Origin of the sequence: Paracoccus sp. J56 (assembly GCF_019633685.1) — a bacterium.
GTDB classification, from domain to species: Bacteria; Pseudomonadota; Alphaproteobacteria; order Rhodobacterales; family Rhodobacteraceae; genus Paracoccus; species Paracoccus kondratievae.
Genome location: NZ_JAFL01000003.1, coordinates 1 through 20025, shown reverse-complemented (window position 1 = coordinate 20025; position 20025 = coordinate 1). Strand labels below are relative to the sequence as shown.

The following is a 20025-nucleotide window of genomic DNA, read 5'->3' as shown; positions in this document are numbered from 1 at the left end:
GATGGCGCAAGCTCCGCATGTGCCTGTCCTGCTTGGCCCGCTGTTGCGGGCCGTTGCGCCTGTGAAGGGTGTCTGGGTCGATGGCACCTTTGGCGCGGGCGGTTATGCGCGCGGCCTGCTGGCGCAAGGTGCCGATCAGGTTATCGGCATTGACCGCGACCCGACCGTTTTCGGCATGGCCAAGGCTTGGGCCGGGGAATATGGCGACCGGCTGCGTCTGGTCGAAGGCACGTTTTCTGATCTGGATGAGCTGGCAGGCGGCCCTGTCGATGGCGTGGTGCTGGATCTTGGCGTCAGCTCGATGCAGCTGGACCAGCCCGAACGCGGCTTTTCCTTTCTGCGCGACGGGCCGCTTGATATGCGCATGGGCGGGGACGGACCAGGCGCGGCCGATCTGCTGAACGCTGCGCCCGAGGCGGTGATCGCCGATGTGCTGTATCTTTACGGAGAAGAGCGCGCCGCCCGCCGCATTGCCCGCGCTATCGTCGCGGCGCGGCCACTGACGCGCACCGGGCAGCTGTCGGATATCGTCGCGGCCTGCCTGCCGCGTCCCAAGCCGGGGCAAAGCCATCCGTCGACCCGCACCTTTCAGGCTATCCGCATCTGGGTGAATGACGAGTTCGGCCAGCTCGTTGCCGGTCTTGCTGCGGCCGAACGTGCCTTGCGTCCGGGTGGCAAGCTGGCGGTGGTCAGTTTTCATTCGCTTGAAGACCGGATCGTTAAGCGCTTTATGCAGGCGCGTTCGAACAGCGCCGGAGGCGGCAGCCGCTATGTGCCCGAGGCGACGCGCGAAGCGGCGGCCTTTACGCTGCCCTTCCGTCGCGCCATCGGCCCCGATGAGGCAGAGCTTGCCGCGAACCCCCGCGCGCGTTCGGCGCTGCTGCGGGTCGGTATTCGTACAGATGCCGTTGCGGGCCGGGTCGATCCCTCGGCCCTCGGCCTGCCGATGTTGTCAGGAAAGGGGGCGTGATGCGGTCGATTCTGTATCTTTTGACCACCCTTGCTGTCATGGGCCTGGCCTTCTGGGCCTATCGCGAGAATTACCGTACCCAGGCCGCCATCGAAGAGATGAGCAGCATCCAGCGCCAGATCGGTCGCCTGCGCGAAGATCTGGGCGTCCTGCGTGCCGAATGGGCCTTTCTTAACCGGCCCGAGCGGCTGCGCCAGCTTGTCGACCTGAACTTTGACCGGCTGAAGCTGGTCCCCTTTGGCTCGGACCAGTTCGTCGATGTGGGCCAGATCGCCTTTCCGACAGCGACACCGCAGACGTCAGCACCGGGCGAGAACCCGCCCGTCGAACGCCCTGCCGGTTATCCGCCCCGCAGACCACAGGAGAGCACGCCATGATCCGCACACCGCTGCGCCCGCTGGCCCGCATCCTTCGCGCCCGCGAAGCCGGGGAAAACCCTGACGCCATTGAGGCGGAAAACCGCGCGCAAAGACATGCCGTGATTCAGGAAAAGGCGCGGGACAGCGCCCGCTCACGTCTGTTTTTCATGTCCTGCGCCTTTGCGCTGGCCTTCTGCACGGTGGGGTTCAAGATGGGCGTGCTGGCCTCAAGCCAGCCCAGCGAGCCGCGCGTCCAGACGACCGGCGCGCAGATCATCTCACAACGTGCCGATATCACCGACCGTCAGGGGCGGGTGCTGGCGACGAACCTTTTGACCCAATCGCTTTACGCCCATCCCCAGCAGATGGTTGACCCCGATCGCGCGGCAAGCGAGCTGGTCCGTGTCTTTCCCGACCTGGATATCGAACGGCTGCGCAAGGATTTCACCGGCAAGCGCAGCTTTGTCTGGATCAAGAAAAAGATCAGTCCCGAACAGATGCAGGCCGTCCATGATATTGGTGAGCCAGGGCTGCTGTTCGGCCCGCGCGAGATGCGGCTTTACCCGAACGGCAATATTGCCGCCCATATCCTTGGCGGCGCGACCTTTGGTAAAGAAGGCGTTGCCAGCGCCGAGGTCGTCGGCGTAGCCGGGGTCGAGAAAGCTTTTGACCACTGGCTGCGCGATCCGGCCAATGATGGCGCGCCTCTGACCCTGTCGCTGGACCTGACCGTGCAGGCCGCGATGGAAGAAGTGCTGAGCAACGGCATGAAGGTCATGAACGCCAAGGGTGCGACCGGCATCCTGATGGAGGTCAAGACCGGCGAGATCGTCGCGATGGCAAGCCTGCCCGATTTCGATCCCAATGACCGGCCGCGCCCGCTGCTGAAGGGTGATCCCTCGGACAGCCCGCTGTTCAACCGCGCGGTTCAGGGGCAGTACGAGCTGGGCTCGACCTTCAAGATCTTCCCGGTGGCGCAGGCGATTGACCTCAAGCTGGTCAGCCCGACCACGATGATCAATGCCAAAGCGCCGATGAAGATCGGCAAATATCTGATCAACGAATTCCGCGGCCACAATTACGGCACGCTTTCGGTGACGGATATCATCGTGAAATCCTCGAACGTCGGCACCGTCCGGGTGGCGCAGCTGCTCGGGGCCGAGCGGCAGCGGGATTTCCTTGAGAAACTGGGCTTCTTTGAGCCGACCCCGATCGAGATGAGCGAGGCCCCGACCGGCAAGCCGCTGGTGCCGAAACGCTGGCCCGCCGTGACCTCGGCGACGATCGCCTTTGGCCATGGTCTTGCCGCGAGCCCGCTGCATCTGGCCTCGGCCTATGCAACTGTCGCCAATGGGGGCAAGCGCGTGGTGCCGACACTGATCCACGGTCGCAACCAGCGCGGGGGTGAGCAGGTGCTTTCGCCCGAGGCGGCGCACATCGCCGTCCAGATGCTGCGTCAGGTGGTGGTCCGGGGCAGCGGTCGCAGCGCCAATGTCGAAGGCTATGAGGTCGCGGGCAAGACCGGCACCGCCGACAAACCGCGTCCCTCGGGCGGCTATTACGGCAACAAGGTGGTCTCGACTTTTGCTTCGGTCTTTCCGGCCAGCGATCCGCAATATGTTCTGGTCCTGTCGCTGGACGAGCCCTCGACCAAGGGGCCGGGCGGCGAAAGCCGGACGGCGGGTGCGACCTCGGCACCGGTGGCGGCCGAGGTGATACGTCGCGTCGCGCCGCTTCTGGGCCTGCGTCCGACCACGGAAACCAAGTTGCCGATGGTTGAACGGCCTTTGCCGGATCGGCTAAAGCTCGTCTCGAACTGATGAACGGAGGTTCCGTGACGGACCGGGCGATGCGACTGTCCCTTCTGGGGCTTAGAGGGGACAAGGGGCGCGACCCCGAGATTACGGGCCTGGCTGTCGATTCGCGGCAAGTCAGGCCGGGCTGCCTGTTCGCGGCGCTGCCGGGTTCGGCGGTGCATGGGGCCGAGTTCATCCAATACGCGTTGCGCCAGGGCGCAGGGGCGGTCCTGACCGACCGCAAGGGCGCCGAGGTTGCTGCTGCCGAATTGGCAGGCGCAGATGCGGCGCTGGTCGTGGCCGAGGATCCGCGCGCCGCGCTTGCCGGTGCCGCCGCGCTGTGGTTTGCCGCCCAACCCGAGACGATGGTTGCTGTCACCGGCACCTCGGGCAAGACCTCGGTTGCGACCTTTACCCGCCAGATCTGGCAGGCGCTTGGCCATAAGGCGATCAGCCTGGGCACCATGGGCGTGCAGGGCGACTATCAGGCCAAGCTGGCCCATACCACGCCCGAGCCGATCACCCTGCACCGCGTTCTGGCCGAGGCGGCCGCCGAGGGCGTCACCCATGCGGCGATGGAGGCCAGCTCTCATGGTCTGGACCAGCATCGGCTGGACGGGGTGCGGCTGAAGGCCGGGGCCTTCACGAATTTCAGTCAGGACCACCTCGACTACCACAAGGACTTTGATGAATATTTCGCCGCCAAGGCGCTGCTCTTTGACCGGCTGCTGGACGAAGGTGCGGGCGCGGTCATCAATATCGACGATGCGCGCGGCCGGCAGATGGAACAGATCGCCCGCGACCGGGGCCTGAAGCTGACGACCGTTGGCCGTGCCGAACGTGCTGACCTGCGCATCCTGAACCAGCGCTATGATGCAACCGGGCAGGATCTGCGTTTCAGCCTGTATGGTCAGGCGCATCTGGTGCGTCTGGCGCTGATCGGCGGTTTTCAGGCCGAGAACGTCCTGGCTGCAGCGGGCCTTGTCATCGCTGCCGGGGATGAGCCGGCGCGCGTGCTTGACACCTTGTCGAGCCTCACCACGGTGCGCGGCCGGATGGAGCTTGCGGCGGTGCGCGAGAATGGCGCGGCGGTCTTTGTCGATTACAGCCACAAGCCCGGCGCTCTGGCCTCGGCCCTGCAATTGCTGCGACCGCATGTCATGGGCCGTATCGTCGTGGTCTTTGGCGCCGGTGGTGACCGCGACCGGCTCAAGCGCCCGCTGATGGGCGAGGCGGCGCGGCAATTCGCGGATGTCGTTTATGTCACCGACGACAACCCCCGATCCGAGGACCCGGCCGCGATCCGCGCCGAGGTGATGGCCGGGGCTGGACCCGAGGCAATCGAGATCGGAGACCGGGCCGAGGCGATCCTGCGCGCGGTCGATACGCTTCAGCCGGGTGATGCGCTGCTGATCGCGGGCAAAGGGCATGAGACCGGCCAGATCATCGGCAGTGACGTTTATCCATTCGACGATGCTGAACAGGCCTCGGTGGCCGTCGCGGCGCTGGATGGCAAGATATGAGCTTGTGGACCTCGCAGGATGCCGCTGCTGCAACCGGCGGCCATGCCACCCGTGACTTTGCGATCACCGGTATCTCGATCGACACCCGCACCATTCAGCCCGGCGATCTGTTTGTCGCCCTGCAAGCCGCGCGTGACGGGCATGATTTCGTCGCCCAGGCGCTGGAAAAGGGCGCGGCGGCGGCGCTGGTCAGCCGCATCCCCGAAGGTGTCGCGCCCGACGCGCCGCTGCTGACCGTGCCCGATGTTCTGCCCGCGCTAGAGGCTCTGGGCAGGGCGGGGCGCGCGCGGATGCAAGGCAAGGTCATCGCCATCACCGGATCGGTCGGCAAGACCTCGACCAAAGAGATGGCACGCATCGCCCTTGCCGGTCAGGGCAGGATTCATGCCGCAGAGGCCAGCTATAACAACCACTGGGGCGTGCCGCTGACGCTGGCGCGCATGCCCGCCGACACCGATTTCGCCATCATCGAGATCGGTATGAACCATCCGGGAGAGATTGAGCCTTTGGCCCGTCTGGCCCGTCCGCATGTTGCCATGATCACAACGGTCGCTGCCGCGCATCTTGAGGCGTTTGGCGCGATCGAAGGGATTGCGCGGGAAAAAGGCGCGATCTTTCGTGGCCTGCTACAGCCCGGTACCGCGGTCCTGCCCGAGGATCTGGGCGTGACGCCGCTTTTGCGCGACTACGCGGATGAGGCCGGGGCAATCGTGATCGGTTTTGGCGAACATGGCATGGCCAGACCCATCAAGGCCGAAACCGGGGACGGGGTGACCCGCGTCCGCGCCCGCGTTCTGGGTGAGACGGTGGATTTCACCCTTGCTACGGCCGGTTCGCATTTCGTGATGAACGCGGTCGGTGTTCTGGCCGCACTTTCGGCGGCTGGGGCGGATCTGGCCGAGGCGGCGCGGCATCTTTCCGATTGGCACCCGCCCCTGGGCCGTGGCGCGGTCGAGGATCTGGGCGGCATCCGGCTGATCGACGACGCCTATAACTCCAACCCGACCTCGCTGGCCGCCGGGCTTGCGACGCTGGCCCGTCTGACCGGGGGTCGCCGCATCGCTATTCTGGGCGATATGCTTGAGCTTGGACCGGATGAAATCGCACTGCATCGCGGCATGGCCGATGATCCTTCGATGGCGGCGGTGGATCTGGTTCATACCGCCGGGCCGCGTATGCGCGCCCTGCATGAGGCTCTGCCCGAAACCCGGCGCGGTCTGCATGCCGCGACTGCTGCGGAACTGGCCGAAAGGGTGGGAGAGCTGGTCGCCACCGGCGATATCGTGCTCGTGAAGGGGTCGAAGTCCTCGAAGGTCTCGACGGTGGTTGACGCGCTGCGGCGGACGCGCCAAAGCACGCTCCCTGGCGAAAGGACAGCGTAATGCTTTATTGGCTCACGAACCTCTCCGACGGCGGGGATTTCTTCAACCTGTTCCGGTATATCACCTTCCGGGCGGGCGGCGCCTTTTTCACTGCGCTGCTCTTTGGATTTTTCTTTGGCCGACCGCTGATCGACCTGCTGCGCCGCAAGCAAAAGAAGGGTCAGCCAATCCGTGATGACGGGCCGCAGAACCATTTTTCCAAGGCCGGAACGCCGACCATGGGCGGTCTGCTGATCCTTGCTGCGCTGGTGGTCGGGACGCTGCTCTGGGCGCGGCTCGACAATGGCTATGTCTGGATCGTGCTGCTGGTGACGCTGGGCTTTGCCGCCATCGGCTTTGCTGACGACTATGCCAAGGTGACCAAACAGCATCACGCCGGACTGTCAGGCAAGGTGCGGCTGGCGATTGGTCTGTGCATTGCTGCCGGCGCAGGTCTTGCCGCCACCTGGCTGCATCCCGCCGCACTGAGCGGAGAGCTGGCCCTGCCCTTCTTTAAGGATGCGCTGATCAACCTTGGCATCCTTTACGTGCCTTTTACCGTGCTGGTGATCCTTGGCGCGGCCAATGCAGTGAACCTGACCGACGGGCTGGACGGGCTGGCAATCATGCCGGTGATGATCGCTGCGGCCAGTTTCGCGGTCATCGCCTATATGGTCGGCCACGCGAATTTCGCCAATTATCTGGGCGTGCATCTGGTGCCCGGTACGGGTGAGCTTGCAGTCTTTGTCGCCGCGCTGATCGGCGGGGGCCTTGGCTTTTTGTGGTATAACGCCCCTCCGGCTGCGGTCTTTATGGGCGACACTGGCAGCCTTGCCCTTGGTGGTGCACTGGGTGCCATTGCCGTCGTGACCAAGCACGAGATCGTGCTGGCCATCGTCGGCGGCCTTTTTGTCGTCGAAGCACTGTCGGTCATCATTCAGGTGCTTTATTTCAAGCGCACTGGCAAGCGGGTGTTCCTGATGGCCCCGATCCACCACCACTTTGAAAAGAAGGGCTGGGGAGAGGCGCAGATCGTCATCCGTTTCTGGATCATCGCGTTGATCCTCGCGCTGATCGGGCTGGCGACGCTTAAGCTGCGCTAGCCGTTATTCGTCCCCCTCCGGGCGCGGGGCAAGGCGAAGCTTCCCCCGCCTGCCACAATCAAGGAAGCGTCATGATTCCGGTCCAGGGCGTCCAGAACCAAACCATCGCCGTACTCGGGCTCGGCCGCTCGGGCCGTGCCACGGCGGCTGCCCTTGCTGCGGGCGGGGCCCGCGTCGTCGTCTGGGACGACGGTGCCGATATCCGCGAGCAGGCAGCCGCGGACGGGTTGCATGTCCTTGACCTTACGCGCGAGCAGAACTGGGACGGTATCTCGGCGCTGATCACCAGCCCCGGCATCCCGCATCTTTACCCCGCGCCGCATCCGGTCATTGCCTGCGCCTATGCGATGGGTGTGCCGGTCGATAATGACATCGGCCTGTTCTTTCGCAGTTTTGCGACCCCGGAATGGGAGCGGTTTGACAGCACCCCCCGGGTGATCGCCGTCACCGGCTCAAACGGTAAATCCACCACCACAGCACTTATCCATCACATCCTGAAAGAGGCGGGCCGCCCGACCCAGATCGGCGGGAATATCGGCACGGGTGTCCTGTCGCTGGAACCCGCCCATGATGGCGAGGTGGTGGTGCTTGAACTGTCGAGCTACCAGACCGACCTTGCCCGTGCTTTAACCCCCGACGTGGCGGTCCTGACCAATATGTCGCCGGATCATCTGGACCGTCACGGCGGCTATGGCGGCTATTTCGCTGCCAAGCGCCGCCTGTTCGCTGAAGGTGGGCCGGATCGCGCCGTGATCGGTGTGGATGAGGTCGAGGGCCGCTATCTGGCTGATCAGCTTGGCATGGGGCCTGGCGATGATAGGGTGATCCGGGTGTCCTCGGGACAAAAGCTTGAGCGGTTTGGCTGGTCAGTTTTTGCCCGCAAGGGTTTTCTGTCAGAGTATCGCAAGGGCCGGCAGATCGCCTCGATTGATCTGCGCGAGGTGACGGGTCTGCCTGGGGCGCATAACCACCAGAACGCCTGTGCCGCCTATGCCGCGACCCGGGCCATCGGCCTCGCCCCGCGCGAGATCGAAAGCGCCTTTCACAGTTTTCAGGGCCTGCCCCACCGCAGTCAGACCGTGGCCGAGATCGGCGGCGTGCGCTGGGTGAACGACAGCAAGGCGACCAATGTCGATGCGGCCGCCAAGGCGCTTGCCGCCTTCAAGCGCATTCGCTGGATTGCCGGGGGGCTGGGTAAGGAAGGTGGCATCGCCGACCTTCAGCCTTATCTGGGCGAAGTGGTGAAAGCCTATCTTATCGGCCATTCAGGCCGCGATTTTGCGCTGCAGATCGGCCAGACCGCTTATGAGGTTGTTGAAACCATGGATCTGGCCGTCGCCCGCGCCGCCGCTGAGGCACAACCGGGCGAGACTGTGCTGCTTGCCCCCGCCGCCGCGAGTTTTGACCAATATCCGAATTTTGAGAAACGCGGCGAGCATTTCACCGCTTTGGTACAGGCGCTGCAACCCTGATCGCCCGCCTGTCCTGTGCATGAGAAAAGGCCCCGGAGGTTCCGGGGCCTTTCGCTTTTGTCGAGAGATCAGAAGGAATAGCCGATCCGGATCCCCGCGCCCCATGCGTGGTTGCCCGACATCTTGGCCCGCTCTTGATCCGGAGTGCCGGTTTCGGCATAGGCATCGCCCAGCTTGATATAGCTGACGCCGGTCGTGACCTTAAGGTTGTCGCGGGTATAGATCGCGGCCACCGAGACGCCCTTGCGACCGTTGGTCGGGGACAGGGGCGAGACCAGATCGCTGTTCTCAGGCTCATACATGAAGGACAGCGAACCCGACCAGTTTTCGGTGAACTTGCGGCCCACGCCAATGGTATAGGTGGTGGTGTCTTCAAGTTCGACCAGCCCGCCCTCAACGCCGAAGCCCAGCGGGGGAGCACTGACCAGCACCTGCGGCTCGACCCGGAACTCGGACCAGTTCACCCAACGGATCGAGCCGAACAGGAGCGTATCTTCGGCGATCCCGGTCTGGCCCTCCAGCGTCCAGGACCGCGGGGTCTTGACCTTGGTCTTGCTGCTGACCGGCCCGGTGAGGGGATGGGTTTCAACCGTGTCGAATTCGTGTTCGACGGGCGAGTTGTAGGTCAGCGAGACGCGTGCCGCGATCTCGGGCACCTCATAGGCGACGCCCGCGACCCAGCCCATGCCCCAGGCGCCGTCCAGATCGACGTCGTAACCCGAGAGCGGGCCATAGGCAGCGCCGCTCAGCCTGACATGCCCATCGGCGCGTGAGCCGCGCAGACCACCATGGACCGAGAAGTTATTGTCGAATTTATAGCGCAAAAGGGCGGTATAGGTGGTCGAGTTCACCTCGGCCAGGGTGCCGCCAAGGGCGATGGATTTGCCGGGCTCATAAAGGATGTCCGCACCAAACGGCTGCTCGACGATAAAGACGCCCGACAGGTTGTCGGTGAACTGATGCTTGTAAGAGAAGCCGACAAAGCCATAGCCCTGTGCGACGTCCCCGGTATCCCTTCCGCCGAAGACAGGCATGTCCCTGCCCGAGACCTCCGGCGTGACGCCGCCAAAGCTCAGCTCCAGATAATTCCCCTGCTCGAACAGTGGCGCGATCGACTGCGGCGCGCGTTCGATCCCGCCGGCCAGAACCGGCGCTGCGGTGGTCAGCAGGGCGCCAATGCCGGTGATGATCCTATTCATGATTTCCTCCCAGAAACAGGCTCATTCCGAACCTCTGCTTCCAGCCTGCGGCAGGGGTCGTGGCTGCGTCAATCACCCGCATATTCTGACGCGGCGTCCAGTCTGGTACCATGTTATGTTCCGTGTCATTGCAGCAACGTTCCCCGATGCGGGGACCAGAGGACGGGACTACGACGATTTTTGCGCCGTGTCCGCGAAAAACTGTTTCCAATTCTAGCAGATCGCACGGCGGAAGGCTGGACATTCCACGCGGCCCGTGAAATGGGAAACTGCCAAACGAACCCCTGACAAGGATGCTCCCATGCAGATTCGTGAGGCTTTGACCTTCGACGATGTTCTTCTCGTTCCTGCGGCGTCCTCGGTGATGCCCTCGACCGCCGACGTGACGACCTGTGTCACCAAGCAGATCCGGATGAATATCCCACTGCTTTCCAGCGCCATGGACACCGTCACTGAAAGCCGCATGGCGATTGCCATGGCTCAGGCAGGCGGCATCGGCGTGATCCATCGCAACCTGACCACCGAGCAGCAGGCCGATGAGGTCCGCCGCGTCAAGCGCTTTGAGTCGGGCATCGTCTATGACCCGATCACCCTGACCCCCGAACAGACCATTGCCGATGCCAAGGCCCTGCAGGCCCGCTATAACGTCACCGGCTTTCCGGTGGTTGACGCCTCGGGCCGGGTGGTTGGCATCATCACCAACCGCGACATGCGCTTTGCCAACAGCGATGAGATGCCAGTGCGGGCGGTGATGACCTCGGACAACCTTGCCATCCTGCGCGAGCCGGCCGATCGGGCCGAAGCCATCGACCTGATGAAGGCACGCCGTATCGAAAAGCTGCTGGTTACCAATGCTGCTGGCAAGCTGACCGGCCTTCTGACCCTGAAGGATACCGAGAAATCGGTGCTGAACCCCTTGGCCTGCAAGGATGAGCTGGGCCGGCTTCGGGTTGCGGCTGCTTCGACCGTGGGCGATGAAGGGTATGAGCGCAGCATTGCCCTGATCGAGGCCGGGGTTGATCTGGTGGTGATCGACACTGCCCATGGCCACTCAGAGGGCGTGGCCCGTGCTGTCAGCCGTATCAAGGCGTATTCGAACGAGGTTCAGGTTGTGGCCGGTAACGTCGCCACCGCCGATGCGGCTCGCGCGCTGGTCGATGCCGGCGCTGATGCGGTCAAGGTCGGCATTGGTCCGGGCTCGATCTGCACGACGCGGATCGTCGCCGGTGTTGGCGTGCCGCAATTGACCGCGATCATGGACGCTGTGCGCGGCGCGGGCGATGTGCCGGTGATTGCTGATGGTGGCATCAAGTTCTCGGGCGATTTCGCCAAGGCCATCGCGGCGGGTGCGGCTTGCGCTATGGTCGGCTCGGCCATCGCGGGCACCGATGAAAGCCCGGGCGAGGTGATCCTGTATCAGGGCCGCAGCTTCAAATCCTATCGCGGCATGGGCAGCCTTGGCGCCATGGCGCGCGGCTCTGCCGACCGCTACTTCCAGAAGGACGCCGCCTCGGACAAGCTGGTCCCCGAGGGGATCGAGGGGCAGGTGCCTTACAAGGGCTCGGCTGCTGCGGTGATCCATCAACTGGTCGGCGGTCTGCGCGCTGCCATGGGCTATACCGGCAACGCGACCGTGGCCGAGATGCAGCGCAATTGCCAGTTCGTGCGCATCACCGGTGCGGGGCTTAAGGAAAGCCACGTCCACGACGTGCAGATCACCCGCGAAAGCCCGAACTATCGTCTGGGCTGATCGGGCCCTGTCAGATAGAGCCTCCGGGCCAGCTACGGCCCGGGGAAGCCGCCGCGCCCGCTCATCCGGCTTGACAACCGTCATGCGTGTGTAAAGGCTTGGACGGCGGGGTGGCAGAGGGTATGCGCCATGTCCGGGCTGGCTGCCCTCTATCAGCAATGCATTTTCCGTTCCCGTGAACAAATGGAGACGCATGGTCTGGTGGCAGCCGAGCTGTCCGACCATCATCTGCATTGGGAGGCGGGGCGGGTCGATACCCGGCTTTACAAATTCGACACCCCCCGGCTGTCGCTTTATTCGCTGCGATATGGCCCCGAGGTGGGTATCTGTCCCGTCGTCTATGATCACTTTTCGCTGGTGCATTTTTCGTTGACTGGCCCGATCGAGGTTCAGGCGGATGGCGTGCGCCGGCTGGTGCCTCAGGGCAGCGCGGTGATCAGCTCGCCGCGCCGCAACATCCGGCTGCGCTGGTCCGAGGGCAGCGAGCAGCTGATCCTGCGCCTGCCGCACAGCCTTATGGCCGAGGCTGCCCATACGCTGGGCCGGCCGGATCTGCTTGCCGCTGTCTGCGCCGATCCGGGGCGGATGCTCGCTCCGACCGCCGCGCTGCACTGGCGGGCGCAACTGGAGGCTTTCGTGGCCGTCGAGGGGGTACGGCACAAAAGCGCGGATTTGGCACCCTGGCTTGCGCATATGGAGCAGGGGCTGGCGATGTTCCTGCTGCTTAATGGCAGTGGGGTGGTGGATGACGCCGATCCCCGCGGCCTGCCGCAAGGTCGTCAGCGCAGGCGGCGTATCGACCGGCTGCATGCCTATGCCACCGCCCGTCTTGGCCAGCCGATCGCTCTGGCCGATCTGGCTCGCGTCGCGGCGCTGTCCGAGCGGCAGCTGAACGCGCTTTGCCATGCCGAACTGGGACGGTCGCCGATGGTCTGGCTGCGCGAGCTTCGTCTTGATGCGGTGCGGGTGGCGCTGATTGCGGATCCGGGGGCTGACCTTGCCGATCTGGCCATGACGCACGGATTTTTCCATCTTGGCCGGTTTTCGGCCTATTACCGCGAGCGTTTTGGTGAATTGCCCAGCCAGACCCGCAAATTCGCAAGAAACGGATAGTATTTCCCCGATTTTCGCCAGCAGCGGATAGACGGCGCCCAGGGGCCGGGCCTAGCCTTTGTGGGTGGCGAGCCATGACTCGCGCGGGCCCGACAACCGAGAAAAAACGACAGGAGAGAACGGATGACCGATGTGTCTGCCGCCCGGGCCAGTCTGTCCCGAAGCTATGGCGCCTTTATCAACAACAGTTTCCAGCCGGTCAAAGGCCCGGTCTTTGCGGCCACGGCAGCCGCGACGGGCGAGCATCTGGCCGATATCGCCCGCTGCGGCAAGGATCAGATTGACGCGGCGGTTGCCTCTGCCAAAACCGCTTTCCCGATCTGGCGGGCGAAGACGCCCGAGGAACGCGCGGCCTGCCTGAGCAGGCTTGCCGATGCCATCGAGCGCGAAGCCGGCCGGCTGATGGCGATTGATACGCTGGATATCGGACGCGGCCTTTGGGAGACGGGGCTGGACCACGCGATCGCCGTCCAGCAGTATCGTTACTTTGCTGCGGCGATCCTTACGCATGAGGGCTGGGGGCGGCCGATCGCCGACGGATATCTTGTCGCCAAACGCGAGCCCTACGGCGTTTGCGGCCAGATTATTCCATGGAACGTGCCGGCGATCATGGCGGCGTTCAAGATCGCGCCTGCTATCGCCGCCGGGAACACGGTCGTGTTGAAGCCCGACGAGCATGCCTCGCTTTCGACGCTTGAGCTGGGCAAGCTGATTGCGGAAATCTTTCCGCCCGGTGTGATCAATATCGTTCCCGGCTTCGGGGAAGAGGCCGGTGCGGCCCTGACCAGCCATCCCGATGTCGCAAAACTTGCCTTCACCGGCAGTTCCGAGGTGGGGAGGCTGATCTCGGCGGCCGGTGCGCAGCGCCTCGTCCCCGTCTCGCTGGAGCTCGGCGGCAAAAGCCCTAACATCGTTTTCCCGGATATCGCGGTCGCCGATATGGACGCGATCGTCGATAACGTCACATTCGCCTCGATGTATTGCAACGGCCAGTCATGTCTGGCCGGGACCCGCCTGTTCCTGCATCGGGACATTTACGACGATTTCATGCAGCGCCTCGTCGCCTCGATGCGGCGGATCAGGGTGGCCGATCCGACCAACAGTTATCCTCTGCTGGGCTGCCTCGTCTCGGAAAAGCAGGGGCGTCGGGTCCAGTCCTATATCGACATCGGCAAAGAACAGGCCAGCCTGGCCACGGGCGGAGGCCGGGCCGAGGTTCCCGGATGCAATGCCGGCTGGTTCTTCGAGCCGACGGTTTTCGAGACCACGAACGATACCCGCATCGCGCAGGAAGAGATCTTTGGCCCCGTTCTCTCGGTCATCCGGTGGAGCGACTACGACCGGCTCATCCATGACGCGAACGACATCCGTTATGGGCTGGCGGCGGGGATCTATACCAACGACCTCGCCTCTGCCTGGGACACGGCGGACCGGCTGCAGGCCGGAAACGTCTGGATCAACAACTACTTCAATCTCGCGCCCGGCTCACCCTTCGGCGGCTTCAAGGAAAGCGGGATCGGCAGTGAATTCTGTCACGAGACGCTGAACATGTACACGCATCTCAAGGCGGTGACCGTCCAGACCCGGGTCAAGCCCGCCTGGTTCGCAGCTATACAGTAAAAGAGGAAAGACCATGAAGATCACAGCGGCAGTAATGCGAGAGAAGGGCGGGAAATTCTCGCTCGAAGAGATCGAGCTTGACGACCCGCGCGAGGACGAGGTTCTGGTGCGTCTGGTCGCGACGGGCATCTGCCACACTGACACGCTGCCTCGCGATCAGGTCGTTCCCGCCCCTTTCCCGGCCGTGTACGGCCATGAAGGCGCGGGCATCGTCGAGAAGGTCGGCGCAAAGGTCACCAAGCTCAAGCCCGGCGATCATGTGGTCATGAGCTGTCACTATTGCGGGGCATGCGACACCTGCAAGACCGGTCAGCCGATGTATTGCCGCGATTTCTCCAAGGCGAATTTCGGCTTTGCGCGCATGGATGGCTCGCCGACGATGCGCAAGGGGGACGAGGTGATCCATGGCGGATTCTTCGGCCAGTCCTCCTTTGCGACACATGCCCTTGGCAATGAACGTTCGGTGGTGAAGGTCGCGAATGACGTGCCGCTTGAGCTGCTTGGCCCACTGGGCTGCGGGGTGCAGACCGGGGCAGGGGCGGTGATCAACTCACTCCATCCCTCAGCCGGCGATTCCATCGTGATCTACGGGGCGGGCGCAGTCGGCCTGTCGGCGGTGCTAGGGGCGGTGGTGACGGGTTGTGCCACCATCATCAGCGTCGATCTGAACGATCAGCGGCTTGCGCTGGCAAAAGAGCTGGGCGCGACCCATACCATCAACCCGACCAGGGCCGATCCGGTGGAAACCGTACGCGGCCTGACCGGAGGGCTTGGCGCAAAATTCTCGCTCGAGACCTCGGGCAATCTCAAGGCTCTCAGGCAGGCGGTGGACTCGGTCCGTATTCTTGGGGAATGCGGCATGATCGGCGCCCCGGCCTTCGGGTCCGAGATCCCGCTTGATACGTGGGGATTACTGCTTGGCCGCAAGGTGCGCGGGATCTGCGAAGGCGATGCGGTGCCCGATCTGTTCATCCCGAGCCTTGTCGAGCTGTACAGGCAGGGGCGTTTCCCCTTCGACAAGCTCGTGACCTTCTATGATTTCAAGCAGATCAACGAAGCCATCGAGGACAGCGAAAAAGGCCGCTCGATCAAGTCGGTGCTGCGCTTTTCGTGAGATCGCGCCCGTGTGCGGCCCCCGAGGCTGAGGTTTGGGGGCCGCTTACCGGATCTTAACGGTTCTCGGCTAGAGATGGTCCGGATACATGATCCCCGGACCGTTACATGCGCCGTCTCGTCCTTTTGCTTGGCCTTCTGGCACTTGTCTGCATGCCCTCCCGCATACCGGCCATGCCTGCGGCCGAGATCTGCGAATGGGCGGCGCAGCAGGCCGCACGGGAAAGTGGTGTGCCGGTTGATGTACTTGGCGCCTTGACCCTGACCGAAACCGGTCGCAGGCTGGATGGCATCGTCCGCCCCTGGGCGTGGAGTGCGAATGCCGAGGGCGAGGGGACATGGTTTGATGATCCCGCCAGTGCCATCGCCTATGCCGAAGATCGGGTCGCGCAGGGGCGCACCAATATCGACATTGGTTGTTTTCAGCTGAACTATCGCTGGCATGGCGAGAATTTCTCCTCGGTCGCCGAGATGTTCGATCCGCTGGAAAACGCCCGTTACGCTGCCCGCTTTGTTTTTCAGCTTTATACCGAGACGGGTGACTGGCGTCAGGCGGCAGGCGCCTTTCACTCGCGCACGCCGGCCAATGCCCAGCGGTATCTGGCGCGGTTCGATACCCTGCACCAGATGCTGCGTGACCGCGGCTTTCAGGGTCTGAGCGACTCTCCCGAAACCTATAACCGCTTTGCCGGCATCGGTTCGGGCCAGCGCCGAAGGGTGCGGGAAAGGGTGATGCTGCTCGGCGCGCCTTTGGGCAGTCCAGCTACCGGTCAGCCGGGTTCGCTGGCGGTGCTGGCACCTGGCCGCTCGCCGCTTGGGGCAAGGGCCGGGCCGCTGGTCACCGTCCGGCTCGGCGAAGAGGGGGAAAGGCGGGCTTCGCTCTGGCCATCCGACACGGCTCCCGAGGCGGTCCGGTAACGGGATTGACAAAGAGTAGCCAAGCTCGTTTCTGCGCTCCGTAATCCGTATTCGCCGCGTAAGGGACGCAGCCTGACATGACGCCCGCCGCCAGAGCTGCTGCAGCCATTGCCATTCTCGACCAGATCCTTGAAGGACAGCCCGCCGAGGCGGCGCTGATCCGCTGGGCACGCGCCAGCCGCTTTGCCGGATCTGGTGATCGCGCTGCGGTCCGCGATCTTGTCTTTGACAACCTGCGCCGTTTGCGTTCGCGTGCGGCCATGGGTGGTGCGATGTCAGGTCGTGGGCTGATGCTGGGTCTTTGCCAGGAGGAGGGAATTGATCCTGCGTCGCTCTTCACCGGCGAAAAGTTCGCGCCTTCTCGGCTGGTTGAGACAGAGCTGCAGGCGGGTCGCCAGCCCTCATCTGACGAGGTGCTGGATCTGCCCGACTGGCTTATCCCCCTGTGGCGTGAATCGCTGGGTCCTGACGCTGAAGCCGCAGCGGTTGCAATGCGGGAACGTGCTCCGGTCTGGTTGCGGGTCAATACGCTTCGAACCAATCCTGAGGAGGCAATTGAGGCGCTGGCAAAGGAAGGAATTGCCGTCCGGTCGCACCCCGTCCTGCCCTCGGCAATTTGTGTGACAAAAGGCGCGCGGCGTGTAGCGGGGTCTGATGCTTATCGGCAGGGGATGGTCGAATTGCAGGACCTCTCTCCGCAAATGGCCTGTGCATTGCTGCCGGCACAGGGCAGTCTTCTTGACCTATGTGCGGGCGGCGGGGGCAAGGCGCTGGCTATGGCCGCACAGGGTGCGGGGCCGATCACAGCCCATGACATCAATGCGGATCGCATGGCCGACCTGCCGGCGCGGGCCGAGCGCGCAGGTGTCCGGATCCATCTCGCTCAGCCAGGCAAGGTAAAGGGGCAATTCGACACGGTGCTCGCCGATGTACCCTGTTCCGGCAGCGGAACATGGCGGCGCACCCCCGATGCGAAATGGCGTCTGACTCCCGATGATTTACGCCGTGTTCTAGCTACGCAAAGCCGTATTCTGGATCAGGCAGCCGGCTTTGTCGCGCCGGGCGGGGTGTTGGCCTATATGACTTGCTCGGTCCTGGCCGAAGAGAATGAGCGACAGGTTGGAGTTTTTCTTGCAAAAAACCAAGGGTTTCAGATGGTTCTGGAGCGCCGCTATTCACCACTTGATGCTTCGGACGGGTTTTATCTTGCGCTGATGCGCTGCCGTTAATCCTTCCTTAACTCGTGTGCCGTATCCGTCACCGGATAAGTCGCGAGAAGAGTAATGAGTTCGGAACGTACGGAAAGCTTGCGTTCGGCACGTATCGTGCTGCCCTTTCTGACACTGCCCATGGTAATCGGTGCCTTGTGGCTGGCAATATACCCGCATTGGCGGGAGGGCGGCTTGGTCCTGATCAGCGCGGGTGCCGTGATCATGGCCTGGTATCTTCTTGCCGGTATTCTTTCAGCGCGCCATATCGGCCGTGCTCTGATCACAAAGCGTGATCTGGACGATGTATTGCCAGCCATCCACCAGCATGAACAGCCCGCCATGGCTACCGATGCGGCGGGTTTGATCCTGGCTCAGAATCAAGAAGCGCTGGACAGGTTCGGCGACCTGGTGGGGCACCGAATTCATGAGGTGTTGGGGCGTAGCCACGCTGATCCGGAAAGGATGTGGAGCGATCTTACCATCAGGCTGTCTCGCCGCGGCAGAATACGGGCAGATCTGGGCAATGGTTGCGAATACACGGTGACCCGCAGGACCAGGTCCGAAATCCGGCTGTGGCAGGCTGTTGCCTGCGAACGTTCGGTTACCCCCCCGCCTGCAGTTCTGGGCAGCGATCACGGCGATTTCGACTCACTGCCTGTCGCCCTTATTGTTCTGGATCCGACAGGAAATATCATCCGCGCCAATGCCGCGGCCCGCAATCTGCTGGGTGGGCAGATTCTGGGCCAGAAACTATCCATTCTGCTCGATGGTCTGGGACGTGAGATCGGCGACTGGGTTTCTGACGTTTGTGCGGGCAGAACAGTTGGCGGCTCTGAGGTCCTGCATGTCAAAGCTGACGGGCCGGATCGTTTCGTGCAGCTCACATTGACGCGGGCGCGGGGTGACTACGTCACGGCCGTTCTGTCTGATGCAAGTGCGCTAAAGACGCTTGAGGCCCAGTTTGTTCAAAGCCAGAAGATGCAGGCGATCGGTCAGCTTGCCGGAGGTATTGCCCATGATTTCAATAACCTGTTGACTGCGATCACAGGGCATTGCGACCTGCTGATGCTGCGTCATGACAAGGCTGATCCGGATTATGCCGACCTCGACCAGATAAGCCAGAACGCCAATCGTGCTGCGGCGCTGGTGCGCCAGTTGCTGGCATTTTCCCGCAAGCAGACGCTCAAGCCGCAGATCATGGACCTGCGGGATACGCTTTCGGATCTGACGCATCTGCTAAATCGGCTGGTGGGCGAACGGGTGGTGCTGACCTTTGACCATGATCCTGCCCTGCGGATGATCCGCGCAGATCGCCGCCAGCTGGAGCAGGTTATTATGAACCTGGTGGTAAATGCCCGGGATGCCATGCCGGACGGCGGCGACATCAATATTTCTACCGACAATGTCCGACTTGAAACCAAGGCCGAGTTCGGGCGCGCCATTCTTCCAGCCGGTGATTATGTACGCGTTCAGGTACGCGATCAGGGTTGCGGGATTGCTCCGGATGATTTGGTAAAGATTTTCGAGCCGTTTTTCACCACCAAGCGCGTCGGTGAAAGCACTGGTCTGGGCCTTTCGACCGCATATGGGATCGTAAAACAGACAGGAGGTTATATTTTCTGTGATAGCATGCTTGGAGAGGGCAGCAGCTTTTCGCTGTTTTTTCCCGCGCATGATCGACATGAGCTTGAAAAGACGTCGCCTCCTGTTGTTGTCCCCATTCGACCTTTGCGCGAGCTTGAAGCGACTGTTCTGCTTGTCGAAGACGAAGCGCCGGTCCGTTCTTTCGCAAGCCGCGCATTGAAACTACAAGGGTTCAAGGTGCTTGAGGCAGCCTGTGCCGAGGATGCATTGTCCCTGTTGGCAGATGAGCGGCTGATCGTTGACGTCTTCGTCACTGATGTAGTTATGCCGGGAATGGACGGTCCTGCCTGGGTGCGCACTGCTTTACGCGACAGGCCTGACACCAAGGTGATCTTCATGTCGGGCTATACCGAAGATATCTTTTCTGAAGGACGCCCGCCCGTACCGGATGCAGCCTTCCTTGCCAAGCCATTCTCTCTGTCAGACCTGACTGCGTTGGTCACACGGCAATTGGGAGACCAGCGTCGGGATGAATGAGTGGGCATCACAATGAGGCATAGAGGGCAAAGTCATCTGCCATCACCCGCCGCAACTGCTCTGCTTGCCCGGGGCTAGGGTCAGGACCCATTGATTTACGCTTGTCGGCGTGATTCACGGTTCGAAAATCGAGCGGTGAACATGTCTGATCTTTTCTGGCTGACGGATGCGCAGATGGCGCGCCTGGAGCCCTTCTTCCCGAAGTCCCATGGCAAACCTCGCGTTGACGATCGACGCGTGCTGAGTGGCATTATCTTCGTCAATCGCAATGGTTTAAGGTGGCGCGACGCACCAAGTGCGTACGGCCCACATAAGACGCTCTACAACCGCTGGAAGCGTTGGAGCGACAAAGGCATCTTCGCGAAGATGATGGCGGGGCTGGCCGCCAAGCACGGT

Annotated in this window: 16 protein-coding genes; 15 read left to right on the top strand and 1 reads right to left on the bottom strand. The window is 62.9% G+C overall.

Going from position 1 to position 20025, the window contains the following annotated elements:
* The first annotated feature begins 1 nt into the window (after nt 1).
* From rsmH to murD, 7 genes are all read left to right on the top strand, one after another.
* The gene (rsmH, locus tag M511_RS02820; RefSeq protein WP_085501307.1) at nt 2-970 is read left to right on the top strand and encodes a 16S rRNA (cytosine(1402)-N(4))-methyltransferase RsmH; all 969 of its coding nucleotides are present in this window, start codon (nt 2-4) and stop codon (nt 968-970) included.
* Nucleotides 970-1347, top strand: a complete 378-nt coding sequence (gene ftsL, locus M511_RS02815; RefSeq protein WP_010393047.1) for a cell division protein FtsL — start codon at nt 970-972, stop codon at nt 1345-1347. Before rsmH ends, ftsL begins: the two co-directional genes overlap by 1 nt.
* On the top strand, nt 1344-3149 hold the full coding sequence (locus M511_RS02810) for a peptidoglycan D,D-transpeptidase FtsI family protein (RefSeq protein ID WP_085501306.1): 1806 nt from the start codon (nt 1344-1346) through the stop codon (nt 3147-3149). Before ftsL ends, M511_RS02810 begins: the two co-directional genes overlap by 4 nt.
* A gap of 29 nt (nt 3150-3178) precedes the next feature.
* Nucleotides 3179-4648 carry a UDP-N-acetylmuramoyl-L-alanyl-D-glutamate--2,6-diaminopimelate ligase gene (locus M511_RS02805; RefSeq protein WP_085501305.1) on the top strand — a complete coding sequence of 490 codons (1470 nt, stop codon included), beginning with the start codon at nt 3179-3181 and terminating at the stop codon, nt 4646-4648.
* Nucleotides 4645-6030, top strand: coding sequence for a UDP-N-acetylmuramoyl-tripeptide--D-alanyl-D-alanine ligase (locus M511_RS02800; RefSeq protein ID WP_085501304.1), 1386 nt, complete (start codon nt 4645-4647; stop codon nt 6028-6030). Before M511_RS02805 ends, M511_RS02800 begins: the two co-directional genes overlap by 4 nt.
* A complete protein-coding gene (gene mraY / locus M511_RS02795; protein ID WP_010393038.1) occupies nt 6030-7112 on the top strand; it encodes a phospho-N-acetylmuramoyl-pentapeptide-transferase in 1083 nt (360 codons plus the stop codon). Before M511_RS02800 ends, mraY begins: the two co-directional genes overlap by 1 nt.
* Before the next feature lie 71 nt (nt 7113-7183).
* Nucleotides 7184-8584, top strand: coding sequence for a UDP-N-acetylmuramoyl-L-alanine--D-glutamate ligase (gene murD, locus M511_RS02790; RefSeq protein WP_085501303.1), 1401 nt, complete (start codon nt 7184-7186; stop codon nt 8582-8584).
* Between the two features lie 68 nt (nt 8585-8652).
* On the opposite strand, the gene M511_RS02785 is transcribed toward murD, so the two are convergent.
* The gene (locus tag M511_RS02785) at nt 8653-9783 is read right to left on the bottom strand and encodes an OmpP1/FadL family transporter (protein WP_010393035.1); all 1131 of its coding nucleotides are present in this window, start codon (nt 9781-9783) and stop codon (nt 8653-8655) included.
* Nucleotides 9784-10084: 301 nt separating this feature from the next.
* On the opposite strand from M511_RS02785, the gene guaB reads away from it, so the two are divergent.
* From guaB to M511_RS02745, 8 genes are all read left to right on the top strand, one after another.
* On the top strand, nt 10085-11533 hold the full coding sequence (gene guaB / locus M511_RS02780; RefSeq protein ID WP_010393033.1) for an IMP dehydrogenase: 1449 nt from the start codon (nt 10085-10087) through the stop codon (nt 11531-11533).
* A gap of 129 nt (nt 11534-11662) precedes the next feature.
* Complete coding sequence (locus M511_RS02775) at nt 11663-12646, top strand: AraC family transcriptional regulator (protein WP_085501302.1); 984 nt, start codon at nt 11663-11665, stop codon at nt 12644-12646.
* Between the two features lie 123 nt (nt 12647-12769).
* The gene (locus M511_RS02770) at nt 12770-14266 is read left to right on the top strand and encodes an aldehyde dehydrogenase family protein (protein WP_085501301.1); all 1497 of its coding nucleotides are present in this window, start codon (nt 12770-12772) and stop codon (nt 14264-14266) included.
* A 13-nt stretch (nt 14267-14279) separates the two neighbouring features.
* Nucleotides 14280-15380, top strand: a complete 1101-nt coding sequence (locus M511_RS02765; RefSeq protein ID WP_010393025.1) for an NAD(P)-dependent alcohol dehydrogenase — start codon at nt 14280-14282, stop codon at nt 15378-15380.
* A gap of 107 nt (nt 15381-15487) precedes the next feature.
* A complete protein-coding gene (locus M511_RS02760) occupies nt 15488-16297 on the top strand; it encodes a lysozyme family protein (RefSeq protein ID WP_085501300.1) in 810 nt (269 codons plus the stop codon).
* A 77-nt stretch (nt 16298-16374) separates the two neighbouring features.
* On the top strand, nt 16375-17526 hold the full coding sequence (locus M511_RS02755) for an RsmB/NOP family class I SAM-dependent RNA methyltransferase (RefSeq protein ID WP_085501299.1): 1152 nt from the start codon (nt 16375-16377) through the stop codon (nt 17524-17526).
* 54 nt (nt 17527-17580) lie between these two features.
* Nucleotides 17581-19629 (top strand): ATP-binding protein, encoded by a 2049-nt coding sequence (locus M511_RS02750; protein WP_085501298.1) that lies wholly within the window; start codon nt 17581-17583, stop codon nt 19627-19629.
* 141 nt (nt 19630-19770) lie between these two features.
* Nucleotides 19771-20025: transposase (locus M511_RS02745; protein ID WP_139824522.1), on the top strand; the 255-nt coding region annotated here is incomplete at its 3' end.